The sequence below is a fragment of the Aeromonas tecta genome, assembly GCF_000820185.1.
Taxonomy (GTDB): domain Bacteria; phylum Pseudomonadota; class Gammaproteobacteria; order Enterobacterales; family Aeromonadaceae; genus Aeromonas; species Aeromonas tecta.
This window is the reverse complement of the sequence record NZ_CDCA01000025.1, coordinates 409,691-421,168: the sequence shown is the minus strand read 5'-3', so window position 1 is coordinate 421,168 and position 11,478 is coordinate 409,691. Positions and strand designations below refer to the sequence as shown.

The following is an 11,478-nucleotide window of genomic DNA, read 5'->3' as shown; positions in this document are numbered from 1 at the left end:
TGGCCCGTCAGGCCCGTGAAGCGGGGATCAAGATGCCGGAAGTGGGGATCTACGACTCCCCCGAGATGAACGCCTTTGCCACCGGTGCCCGTCGCGATGACTCGCTGGTGGCCGTCTCCTCCGGCCTGCTCTACAGCATGAGCCGCGACGAGGCGGAAGCCGTGCTGGCTCACGAGGTGAGCCACGTGGCCAACGGCGACATGGTGACCCTGACCCTGATCCAGGGGGTGGTGAACACCTTCGTGATGTTCTTCGCCCGTATCGTGGCCGGCGTCATCAGCAACTTCTTCAGCTCAAACAACAGCGAAGAGAGCAGCAGCTCCGGTGGTTTTGCCTACATGATCACCGTGTTCGTGCTGGAGATGATCTTCGGTGTGCTGGCCTCCATGATCGTCATGTGGTTCAGCCGTCAGCGTGAATTTCGCGCCGATGCGGGCGCCGCCAAGCTGGCCGGTCGTGACAAGATGATCGCCGCCCTGCAACGCCTCTCCCGCGGCGCCGAGCCGCAGATGGAAGGTGCCATGATGGCCTTTGGCATCAACGGCAAGCGCTCCATGAGCGAGCTGTTCATGAGCCACCCGCCCATCGAGCAGCGCATCGCCGCCCTGCGCGGTTAAGCGTCATCGCAATAAAAAATGGCTGCCCGAGGGCAGCCATTTTGCTTTCTGGGGGCGACATCGCCCTTGCATTCACTCTTAGCGGGGCCCGATCACCAGATCGGTGAGCGGTACGGCGCAGCAGGTGAGGATCTTGCCCTCGACCCGCTCGGCGGCGGTGATGGCCGGTGCATCCGGGTGATCCACTTCCCCCGACAGCAGGGTCTGCTTGCAACTGCCGCAGATACCGGCGCGGCAGCTCCATGGCAGCTCCACCCCTTGCTTGTGGGCCTGATCCAGTATGGTGCCCTGATTGTTGCCGGCAAAGCTCTGCTCGCCGATGCGCAGCTGCACCGCCTGGTGAGGGCGGGCCACCGAGAGGATGGCGCCGCCGAAGCTCTCCTGCTTGATGTGCTCGGCGGGCACACCCAGAGACCGCAGCTGGTCGACCGCCTCGCTCATAAAGCCGTGGGGGCCGCACAGGAAAACCTCCCGCGCCAGCAAGTCCGGGATCCGGGCGAGATGCTGCTGACTCAGGCGACCGCTGAGCCCCTGCCAGTGGGGGCCGGGCTGGCTCAGGATCAGGGTGAGTTGCATCCCCGCTTGGCTGAGGGCATGCAGCTCGGCGGCGGCCGGAATGTCGGCCTCGCTGCGGCACAGGTGCATAAAGTGCACCTTGTCGAGTTCATGGCGCAGCCGCAAGGTGCGGGCGATGGCGAGCATGGGAGTGATGCCGGAGCCTGCCGAGAGCAACAGCAATTTTCGCTCGGTTCCTAAGTGGAAATCACCGGCGGGTGGGGCAGCCAGCAGGCGGTCACCGACCCTGAGCTGGCTGTGCAGCCAGGGGGAGATGCGGCCGTCACCGAGTCGCTTGACGCTGATACTGTAGCGATCCGGCTGATCCGGCGTCGAGCTCAGGGTGTAGCGCCGTTGCAGCCGCTCGCCCTTGATGTCCAGGCTGATGGGCAGGTGCTGGCCAGGCAAATAGTCCGGCAGCGGCTCGCCGTCGGCGGCCTCGAACCAGAAGGTCTCCAGCTCCCGCGCCAGCGGCTCGCGGGCCACGCAGACCAGCTCCCGCTTCTTCGGCGCCCCGTTGGGATAGACCGGCGGACGGGCGCGCTCCAGCACCTCTATCTCGCTGCCTGCCTCAATCCAGCCCTCGTTCAGGGCCACCAGATTCTGGCCGAAATAGACCTCGCCATCTTCGCCACGGCGATAACGGGTCAGGGTGGCGAGCGGCTCCTTGAGGGCGTTGAAGCGATCGCTGCCGGGCTCCACCGTGGTCATGATGCAGCGGCTACAGGGTTTGGACACCAAAAACTCCACCTCACCGATGCGGATCCGCTTCCAGCCATCCTCCTCGAACGGCCTGGTGTCGCTTGCCACCAGGTTGGTGCGAAACTGGCTCATCTGATGCAGGGCATCGGATCTGAGGTTGAGATCCTCAAGGGAGGCCTGACTGATGAGCAGCAGCGGGTAGCCGTCGGCGAAGCTGACTCTGGTGCCAATTTTGGTTCTGAAGCGATCCGAGGTTTCCCCCAGCCAGAGCAGGCGTACCGGCTCCCCCGCGACGCGACTCAGCCAGCCATCGGCCAGGGCCGTGGTGCGCAGGGCATTGAAGCTGTCGCTCCAGACTCCGGTGACCTGGGGAGCCCGGCTGAATTCATGCTCTTGCAGGTTGAGGGGATCCTGGCCCGGATAGCGCAGCAGCAAGCCGCCCTCGATGGGCGAGGCCGCGACCAGCTGCAACTGGGGATGGGTGCGGGCGGTGATGAAGCTGCCGTCCGGTTTGACCACCATGTAGCGGCGATCCCCCAGCAGGCCTTCTTCGGTCACTAGGGCGCGAGAGAGTGGCATGCCTGCCGTCGATTTGATGGGGTAGAGATGAATGCTGTCGAGCCTTGGCATGTCCGGGTCCTTGTTGATCGCGAGAGGGCAGATGTTAACCGGCTTGGGGGCGCCAACCAAGCCTTCAATGGGGGAGAGGGCGGGAAGGCACGCACCTGGGGGATGCGTAATAAAAAGCCCGGCTATGAGCCGGGCTGGGGGATAAGTTGCTTATCCGGGTATTCGTCGAGGCGTCTAATGTGGATGTTGTTTGAGGATGTCGTATATCTCCTCTTTCAGTTTAAGTTTCTGTTTTTTCAGATCCTTCACCTCGGAGCTGTAGTCGCTGGCGTGATGCTTTTCCAGTTTTCTAATCTCCGCATCCAGGTCGTTGTGCAAGTCAAACTTCTGCTGGAAATGGACATCACTGCTCTTCAGTTTCGAGATGAGATCTCTGTACTCAGGGAACATGTAATGAAGCCTCCTTGTTGTCGTTTGATTGTGCCTTGACCTTCAAACTACCCCTAACGTCGGCAGATAAATGTGATCGGGCTCAAATTCGGGGGCAATGGTTTACTGCGCCGCGAAGATGTTTTTTAACTGATTGAATCACAAGCTGATAAGGGATTTATGAGTAAGAGGGAGTGCGCTGAATCGGGAGGGACGTCACGTTTGTGACCACATCATGACACTCACGAAAAGCAAAAAGGGGCCAGCGGCCCCTCGTTGCAAAGCAGATGCGTTTTACTCTTTTTTCTTTTTCTTCTCGGGCAGCGGCTTGCCGTCACGGGCGATCACCTTGCCCACTTCGAAGCCGATCTGCGCCGCCAGCTCTTCCAGATCCGGCGCCTTGGCTTCATTGCCTATGGCGTACTGGTAGTTGGCGATGGTGATCTTCTCGGCCACCGGGGTGCCGGGGACTATGGGCTCACGCCAGCCCTGACCAACATGGGCCACCAGGGTGCCGTTCATGATGAGTTCGCCGACGATCTCCTGGGTGGGAGTACCCTTGCCGTAGGTGAGGCCCTGCGGGTGTTTCTTGCCTACCAGTGGCTCTTGGCTTACCGGCAGCAGCTTGGTACGGATCAGCCACTTGGGATCCTGGGTCTTGCCGAGGGCCTTGCCGGTCTGGTACTCATTGATCTTGATGGTCTTGATCATCTGGGCCATGAAATCCTTGGTCAGCGCCTTTTGCGCCTCGCTGGTCTCGTCGATGACGATGGGGGCCACGTACCAGATTTTGGGAGACGACGCTTTGGGCGCCTTGGTGGCAGTGGCGCCAGTTTGTGCCATGGCCAGCGAGCTGAGCAGCAGAGTAGCCAACAAGAGTCCGATTTTCTTCATTCTGATTCCGCTTATGTTTCAACTAGGATTTTGTTTTGCCAGCGGCGACTGCGCCAGCGCCAGAACATGGCCAGACCGCGTACCCACTCATCGCAGGCAAGGGCCAACCAGATGCCGACCAGGCCATAACCTTGCATGATACCAAGGAAATAGGCGAGGGGAACGGCAATCCCCCACATGGAGACGAGCGCCATGTAGAGCGGGAAACGGGCATCCCCGGTGGCACGCAGGGCGTTGATCACCACCAGGTTGAAGGTGCGGCCGGGCTCGAGGATGAGGCTGATGAGAAACAGCTGGGCCACCTGGGTGATGATGTCGGGATCGTCGGTGAACAGGCTGATGATGGCGCGGCCGTTCAGGGCCGCGGCGATGGCGATCAGGGTTGTCACTATGAGCCCGAGCTTGAGACTCTTGAGCAGCTGGTTGTAGGCCTGCTCGAAACGGCGCGCCCCCGCCAGATGGCCGATGATGATCTCGTTGCCAAGGCCGATGGAGAGGCCGAACAGCAAGATGAACAGGCAGATCTGGAAGAAGTAGGACTGGGTCGCCAGCGCCTTGTCGCCGAGCAGGCCGACAAAGGCCGTTACCACCATGAACTGCAGCATCCAGGAGAGGTTCTCCCCCGCCGCCGGCAGGCCGATGTGCAGCACCTTGTCCAGCATGGCCTTGCTCGGACGCACTATCTCCGGCAGTCGCAACTTGATGCCCGTCTTGCGAGTAACCAGCCACACCAACAGCACCACGCCGACGATGCGACCCGCTACCGTGCTGATGGCGACCCCGGCCACCCCGAGTTGCGGCAGGCCGAACCAGCCGTAGAGCAGCAGCAGGTTGCCGACGAAGGTGATGAGGTTGACTATCAGGGTCACGTACATGGCCTGACGGGTGTGACCGTGGGCACGCAGGGTGGCGGCCAGGCAGAGCGCCGCCGCCTCCGGCAGCAGGCACAGACCGATGATTTGCAAGTAAAGGGTGGCGTCACCCATCAGGTGGGCAGGCAGGTTCATCAGCGCCAGCATGGTGCTGGCGCCGGCCATGACCCCCACCGCGGCCACCAGACCCACCAGCAGGTTGAAGCCGATGGCGGTGTGGATGACTACCCGCGCTTGTTCCTTGTTCCCCGCCCCCAGATACTGGGTGATCACCACGCTGGTACCTATGCTGACGAAGCTGAACAGGGTGATGGCGAGATCGAACACCTGGTTGCCGACCGCCAGCGCCGCGACACCCTGATAGGAGACGTGTCCCACCATGAAGGTGTTGAGGGCCCCGGTCAAAAAGTGCAGGGCGAGATCGATGAACAGTGGCCAGGTCAGGGCGAAGAGCGTGCCCGGGCCTGCGTGGGATTGAGTCTGCATGGCATATCCAAATAGGGAGGATGGCACTCGTCAGTGCCATCTGGACGGGCATTTAACACCAAGAGTCTGAGCGGTGCAATGGCTGAGCCTGCCAGCGGCTGGGGATGGCAGACTCAGCCAGGCTGAGTCAGGCCGGAGCCGAGCCCGCCTCCTGCTCGGAAGGCAGGGTCAGCCGCGCCGAGTCAGGCAGTGCCTCGTCCTGGGGCCAGCGTGAGAGCAGGGCATCGGTGGTGCTCTCTGGCGCCTCGTCATCCTTGAACACCGGCTCGCGGTAGCAACGGGTCATGCGCAGTGCCTGATACATGTCGGGGCTGAGGGCAATCCCCTCGTCGCCAACCCGGATCCCGGCCTGCTGCAGCCAGTGGGTCATCTGGCCATGGCGGCCGGCCATCACCATGTGGATGCCCCGCCGTTTAAGTTCCTTGTGCAGCTCCCCCACCATGCTCATCACGCTGATGTCCTGATGGGTGAAACAGGCGACGGCGTCGATCACCAGGCACTTGGGACTGCGGGGATCCTGCACCAGCAGCGCCAGCACCCGCCGCTTGAAGTAGGGGGCGTTGAAGTAGGTGAGCGGCGAGTTGAAGCGATAGACCAGGATACCGGGAATGGCCTTGGCCTGTTCGTTGTCTCCCAGGGTGCGCACAACCCCCTCATCATCCATGCCGAGCAGCTGATCGGTGGGGCGCATCACGTTGCGCAGGAACTGGAACAGTCCCAGCAGGACGGCGAGGGTGATCCCCGGGATCACCCCCATGGTCAGCACGCTGATGAAGGTGACCAGCGCCAGCCAGAAGGCGGATCTGTCCGAGTGGCGCAGGGCCCAGAGGCCGCGAAAATCGGTCAGCGACAGTGAGGCCATCACCAGCACCACGCCGAGGGCGGCGGTGGGGATGTATTGCAGCGGTGCCGTCAGGTAGAAGGTGACCAGGGCGATGATGAGGGCGGCAATGATGGAAACCAGCTGGCTCTTGCCGCCGTTGGCATCGTTGACCGCGGTGCGTGAATCTGCGCCGCTGATGGCAAAGCCCTGGGAGAGGGCCGAGGCCAGGTTGGCCATCCCGAGCGCCCGGAACTCCTTGTCGGCATCGATCTCGTAGCCATTCTTGGCGGCGAAGCTGCGGGCGGTCAGCATCATGGAGACGAAGCTCACCATGGCGAGGTTGAGGGCGGGCAGTACCAGTTCGCGCATCAGGCCGGGGGGGAACTCCGGCATCTGGAATTCAGGCAGGCCAGAGCCAATGGCGCCCAGGGTGGCGATGTCGAAGCGAGCGAGATCCAGTGCCCACACCAGCGCCGCCGTCACCACCATGGCCACCATGGAGGAGGGCCAGGCCGGTTTGTAGCGCTTGGATAGCAGCAAGGTCAGCAGGGCCGTCAGGCTCATCCCCAGAGTCGGCAGGTGGGTCTGGGTAATGTAGTGGGTGCCGTTGAGGATCCGCTCGATGAGGTAACGTTCGCTGAAGGTGAAGCCGAAGATCTTGGAGAGCTGGCCCACCATGATGGTGATGGCCACCCCGTTGAGCAGTCCCATCAGGATGGGGCGGGAGAGGAAATCTGCCAGCACCCCCAGCTTGAAGCGGCTGGCGATGAGGCACCAGAAGCCGGTCATGGCGGTCATGGTCATCACCAATTGCCACTGCAAGGTGGCGCTCCCGGCGGCGAGCGGGGTGACCACGGCGGCGATGACGGCGCAGGTGGCGGCATCCGGGCCGACGATGAGCTGACGGGAGGTGCCAAACAGGGCATAGACCAGCATGGGCAGGATGCAGGAGTAGAGGCCGACGATGGCGCCGACCCCGGCGAGTTCGGCATAGGCGATGGCCACGGGCAATGCTACCGCGGCCACCGACAGGCCAGCGCGAAGGTCCGGCACCAGCCAGGCCCGCTGATATTGCAGCAGGGCGGCGAGGCCCGGCAGCCAGCGTTCGAGAGAGAAGAAGTCGCGCATTAATTAACCCATTGAGTTATAAACAGCTTTTTCGTAGTTTGCCCATGCATGGCGGGGCATTGCAACGGCGTTATGGCCATATCACTTCAAGGTCGGGCCAGATCTGTTGCCAGCGTTTCGTCAGGATGCGTTGCACGAATACCTGACTCTCCTGGCGACATCTCGGGTTAGCACTCACTCGCAGTGACCAGTTGTGGCCGAAACCATAAGGCGCCAGCCAGGCGAATTCGTCATTGGGTAGCAACCTGACCCCGATGCAGGTGGGGGTCTCCACCCAGTGGCTGAGGGCTTCCAGACTGCTCCCGAAAGGAGAAACCTGTTGCCGCAGGTGCATGCGCGCCTGATTGCGCACTTCCCAGTGCTGATCCGGCAGCCGAGCCGCTAGCCAGGCCTCGTGATCGGCTTCCGCCAACCCATCCGGATCGGTTTTATCCAGGTAGACAAGATCCAGATCGTTGAGCGGGGTAGGGACTGCTTTCTGGTGCAGGTGATCCCAGATGAGGTTACGCACAAAGCCGGCCCCCAGCGCCCAGTCGGGCAGGGCCAGCTCACGCGCCGCCCGCAGGCAGGCCATGCGCAGCGGATCGGCCCGCAGCAAGGCTTCGGTTCGCAATTGTAGATGCGCATCCTGGAGGATCTGGGTGTCACTTTGCATTGCGACGCAACCAGACATCGATGTAGCTGCAACTGGCCACTATGGCCAGCCCCTGCGCCTGACTCCAGTCATAGAAGTGACGAGCCAGCTTGTCGGCAATGCCCCGCCCCCTCAGCTCGCTTGGCACCAGGGTGCTGCAAGCATCGACGGTATCGGGATCGAGCATGCGGTAGCTGAGCCGGGAGGTCTTGCCGTCGACCACGCAGATAAACTGCTGCTGGTCGGCCTGATGAATGATGTCGTCCATGTTGGCTCCTCAAAGGATGGGGAAGGGTGATCAGAACATGCTGGCCGGTCTTTGCCAACATGGCTTTTTGTCTGTAGCGCTCTTTGTCAGTCGTGGCCTTTGCCTGTTGATGGCGCTCGCTTACACTGGCCAGCCTGCGAGCGACCCGCTTGCCAAGGTATAGAACAGTTAACAGAGGATGGATCCCATTATGACCTTCGCCACCCTGGACAGCCTGATCGGCAATACCCCGCTGCTGCGGTTGCAGCGCATCAATCCTCACCCAGGCGTGACCCTGCTGGTGAAGCTGGAGGGCAACAACCCCGCCGGCTCGGTCAAGGACAGGCCGGCACTCAACCTCATCAAGGCGGCGGAGGTGAGTGGTCGCTTGCGCCCAGGAGAGCGGCTGATCGAGGCCACCTCCGGCAACACCGGCATAGCGCTCGCCATGGTGGCGGCTGCCAGGGGCTACCCCATGCGGCTCATCATGCCCAGCAACATGAGCCAGGAGCGGCGCGACGCCATGCAGGCCTATGGCGCCGAGCTGGTGCTGGTGGACGATGGCATGGAAGGGGCGCGCGATCTGGCCCTTGCCATGCAGGCGCGCGGTGAGGGGCTGGTGCTCGATCAATTCAACAACCCGGCCAACCCGGATGCCCACTATCTGTCGACCGGTCCCGAGATCTGGCGCCAGAGCGAGGGGGCAATCACTCACTTCGTCTCGGCCATGGGCACAACCGGCACCATCATGGGCGTCTCTCGTTACCTCAAGGAGCAGAACCCTGCCGTCGAGGTGGTCGGCCTGCAACCGGCAGAGGGGAGCCAGATCCCCGGGATCCGCCGCTGGCCCGCCGCCTATCAGCCCACCATCTTCGAGCCAGAGCGGGTCGATCGGGTGCTGGACGTGACGCTGGAGGAATCCCTCACCATGATGCGCCGACTGGCGCGGGAAGAGGGCGTCTGCTGCGGGGTCAGCTCGGGTGGCGCCGTGGCCGGGGCCCTGCGGGTGGCCGCCGAGCTAAGCCAAGGGGTCGTGGTCGCCATCATCTGCGATCGGGGGGATCGCTACCTCTCCACCGGGGTGTTCAGCGAAGCCCCCTGATCCCTCACGCCATCCTCTGGGGGCCCATGCTAGGCGTCGGACCGGCATAGTTCGGGATATTGTGCTGTGCGAGACTAGATGGTCAGCACGTTATTCCCACACTTGCTCCAGCAGCGCCATGAGCTGCTTCCTGTCGGCATCCTTGCGGTTGTAGAGCAGGGCGCCGTCGTTGATGGCGAGATCCCGAATATCGGTGAGCACGGATCTGTCGGTCACGCCGGCCTCCGCAAGGGTGCGCGGCAGCCGCACCGCCTCCCACAGCACATCGCGAAGGCCATTGATGGCATCCAGAGTGGCTTGTGGCCGCAAGGGGGCTGGGGTCGCCGCGAAACGCTCGGCGCCTACCAGCGGCAGCAGCAGCCGGGCCAGCTCGTCGTCAATCTGTGGCCTGTTGTAGTCCAGCACGACGGGCAGGAACAGGTTCATGCACAGGCCGTGGGGCAGGTGACAGCGGGCCCCGAGGCTATGGCCAAGGGCATGCACCAGCCCCACCATGGAGTTGGAGAACGCCATGCCCGCCAGGGTCGAGCCCTCCGCCAGTTGCAGTCGTAATCCCTTGTTTTGCGGCTGCTCCAGCACCTCGGGCAGAGCATTGGCTATCTTCTCCACCGCCATCAGCGCCAGGGCGTCGCTCACCGGGTTCTTGCCATTACCGATGAAGGCCTCGATGGCATGGGTCATGGCATCCATGGCGGTGGCGGCTGTGATGGGCAGCGGCAGCCCCTGGGTGAGGCGCGGATCCAGTACCGCCAGCTGGGGCAGCAGGAAGGGGGAGGTGAAGGGCACCTTGCGCCCGCTCTGCTCATCCCGGATCACCGCCACCAAAGTCACTTCCGAGCCGGTGCCCGCCGTGGTGGGCACCACCGCCAGCGGATTGAGGGGGCGGGTCAGGCTGCCGGCCCCGGCGTGATCCAGCAGGTTCGTTCCCCCAGGGTGGCGAGGATGTTGACCGCCTTGGCGGTGTCGATGACGGAGCCGCCGCCCAGCGCCACCAGGCTGTCGCAGCCGAGCTTGCGGTAACGAACGGCGATTTGCTCCACCACGGCGGTGGAAGAATCCGCCGGGATCTCGTCCCAGCAGGCCATCACGGGCAAGCCGCCCTCGGCCAGCAGGCCCTGCACCAGGGTTGCCAGCCCGCTGGCACTGACCCCCTTGTCGGTGAGCAGCAGCGGGCGCGAGGCTCCCAGCGTCATCAATTCGCCAGCCAGCTGCTCCAGCGCCTGTTCACCCGCCATCAGCTTGACCGGGCAGAAGAAATCATAATATCGGCTCATCGTAATACTCCCTGTCATTGAGCAGTCAAAAATCGGAATGGAAAAGGTGCCGTTGCGGCGCCTTGCGCGCTCAACCCGTCAGCAGTCCCAGATAGATGCGTCCCGCACGGGCAAGCTTGGTGGTGGGGCTCGGGTATTGGCGCATCAGGGGCCGCGCGATAGCAGCGGGCAGGATCAGGGCCTGCAACTGTTCGATGGCGCGCACCAGATGCATGGCGACGGCGAGATCCCCCTCCACCAATAAGCGGTTCTCGCAAAAGGCCTGATTGATGCCGAGCCGAAAGCTCAGGGCTCGAAAGGCGATGGCCGGATGCTTGAAACGCACCCGCAGCGGATGTGGCACCGCTTGGGAGGGGGCGCCGCAGCGCCAGTGCCCCTCCTGTTTGTGAAGCACCAGCCCCTGCCGGTAACCCGCTATCTCCAGCCGGATGCAGAGCCCGTCGGCGAGGGGGGCGAGCTCGCGGCGCACCGCCTCATCGACCCGAGCGGCGCGGCACAGGGTGCGTCCCAGCACCCACAGTAGGCTGAGGTTCCAGAGCCGATGGCCGAGGGCGTAAAGGCTATCAAACTTCATGGGCAGCTCCCGCAATGGCAGACCAGAACAGGGTGAAGGCCCCCTCTTGCCAGTCGGCGTCTTGCCCAAGCTCGGGCCGGTCGACAAACAGGGAGGCGCAGGCCAGGAACTGACTCTGGCACACCTCCAGCATCAGTTCGGGCGGCACCTGTTGCAGCGCGCCGCTGGCCTGGCCCTGTGCCAGCAGTTGCGGCAGGAAGCGCAAGGTGTCGTTCAAGATCTGGCTGCGCAGGGGGCGAGCCAGCAGGGGGGAGTGGAAGAAATCCAGCACGAACTTGAGCTCATGGGGATGGGCCAGCATCCAGACCATGGCCTGGCACCAGTAGTGACGGGCCTGCGCCTTGAGGGGCAGGGCCGGGTCTGCCTCGCTGATGGCGCTGCCAAGGCGCAATTTGACGTCCTGATAGAGCTGCTGGATCAGCAGCTCCTTGCTCGGGAAGTGGTGAAACAGGGTGCCATTGGCCACCCCGGCGGCCTTGGCGATGCGAGCGGTGGCGGCGCCTTGCAGACCATCTTCGGCGCACAGGGCGAGGGCGGCTTCCAGGATCTGGCGGCGTTTATCAGTCATGAG

General features: G+C 63.2%; 11 protein-coding genes and 1 pseudogene. 2 read left to right on the top strand and 10 right to left on the bottom strand.

Annotated features, from left to right (window positions below; all coding sequences use genetic code 11):
* The coding region (htpX, locus tag BN1137_RS21945; protein WP_083443424.1) for a protease HtpX at nucleotides 1-617 on the top strand (617 nt) is incomplete at its 5' end.
* Nucleotides 618-695: 78 nt separating this feature from the next.
* On the opposite strand, the gene BN1137_RS11050 is transcribed toward htpX, so the two are convergent.
* The 7 genes from BN1137_RS11050 to BN1137_RS11020 all read right to left on the bottom strand — a co-directional run bounded on the left by BN1137_RS11050 (nucleotide 696) and on the right by BN1137_RS11020 (nucleotide 7,978).
* Nucleotides 696-2,504 (bottom strand): MOSC N-terminal beta barrel domain-containing protein, encoded by a 1,809-nt coding sequence (locus BN1137_RS11050; RefSeq protein WP_050718671.1) that lies wholly within the window; start codon nucleotides 2,502-2,504, stop codon nucleotides 696-698.
* 174 nt (nucleotides 2,505-2,678) lie between these two features.
* A complete protein-coding gene (locus BN1137_RS11045; protein ID WP_050718646.1) occupies nucleotides 2,679-2,894 on the bottom strand; it encodes an HP1242/YdcH family protein in 216 nt (71 codons plus the stop codon).
* Between the two features lie 273 nt (nucleotides 2,895-3,167).
* Entirely contained in the window at nucleotides 3,168-3,767 is a 600-nt protein-coding gene (locus BN1137_RS11040; RefSeq protein ID WP_050718645.1) for a hypothetical protein, read from the bottom strand.
* A gap of 11 nt (nucleotides 3,768-3,778) precedes the next feature.
* Nucleotides 3,779-5,125 (bottom strand): MATE family efflux transporter, encoded by a 1,347-nt coding sequence (locus BN1137_RS11035; RefSeq protein ID WP_050718644.1) that lies wholly within the window; start codon nucleotides 5,123-5,125, stop codon nucleotides 3,779-3,781.
* A gap of 127 nt (nucleotides 5,126-5,252) precedes the next feature.
* A complete protein-coding gene (locus tag BN1137_RS11030) occupies nucleotides 5,253-7,076 on the bottom strand; it encodes a SulP family inorganic anion transporter (protein ID WP_050718643.1) in 1,824 nt (607 codons plus the stop codon).
* A 70-nt stretch (nucleotides 7,077-7,146) separates the two neighbouring features.
* Entirely contained in the window at nucleotides 7,147-7,731 is a 585-nt protein-coding gene (locus tag BN1137_RS11025) for a nucleotidyltransferase family protein (protein WP_050718642.1), read from the bottom strand.
* On the bottom strand, nucleotides 7,721-7,978 hold the full coding sequence (locus BN1137_RS11020; protein ID WP_050718641.1) for a GNAT family N-acetyltransferase: 258 nt from the start codon (nucleotides 7,976-7,978) through the stop codon (nucleotides 7,721-7,723). The genes BN1137_RS11025 and BN1137_RS11020 overlap by 11 nt, the downstream gene beginning before the upstream one ends.
* A 178-nt stretch (nucleotides 7,979-8,156) precedes the next feature.
* Between BN1137_RS11020 and cysM the strand changes: the two genes are divergently transcribed.
* Nucleotides 8,157-9,059: a cysteine synthase CysM gene (gene cysM, locus BN1137_RS11015; RefSeq protein WP_050718640.1), complete on the top strand. Its 903-nt coding sequence runs from the start codon at nucleotides 8,157-8,159 to the stop codon at nucleotides 9,057-9,059.
* A 90-nt stretch (nucleotides 9,060-9,149) separates the two neighbouring features.
* On the opposite strand, the pseudogene BN1137_RS11010 reads toward cysM, so the two are convergent.
* The 3 genes and pseudogenes from BN1137_RS11010 to BN1137_RS11000 all read right to left on the bottom strand — a co-directional run bounded on the left by BN1137_RS11010 (nucleotide 9,150) and on the right by BN1137_RS11000 (nucleotide 11,475).
* Nucleotides 9,150-10,333 (bottom strand): annotated as a pseudogene (locus tag BN1137_RS11010) (iron-containing alcohol dehydrogenase).
* Between the two features lie 70 nt (nucleotides 10,334-10,403).
* Nucleotides 10,404-10,907, bottom strand: coding sequence for an SCP2 sterol-binding domain-containing protein (locus tag BN1137_RS11005; protein ID WP_050718639.1), 504 nt, complete (start codon nucleotides 10,905-10,907; stop codon nucleotides 10,404-10,406).
* Entirely contained in the window at nucleotides 10,897-11,475 is a 579-nt protein-coding gene (locus BN1137_RS11000; protein WP_050718638.1) for a TetR/AcrR family transcriptional regulator, read from the bottom strand. The genes BN1137_RS11005 and BN1137_RS11000 overlap by 11 nt, the downstream gene beginning before the upstream one ends.
* Between the last annotated feature and the right edge of the window lie 3 nt (nucleotides 11,476-11,478).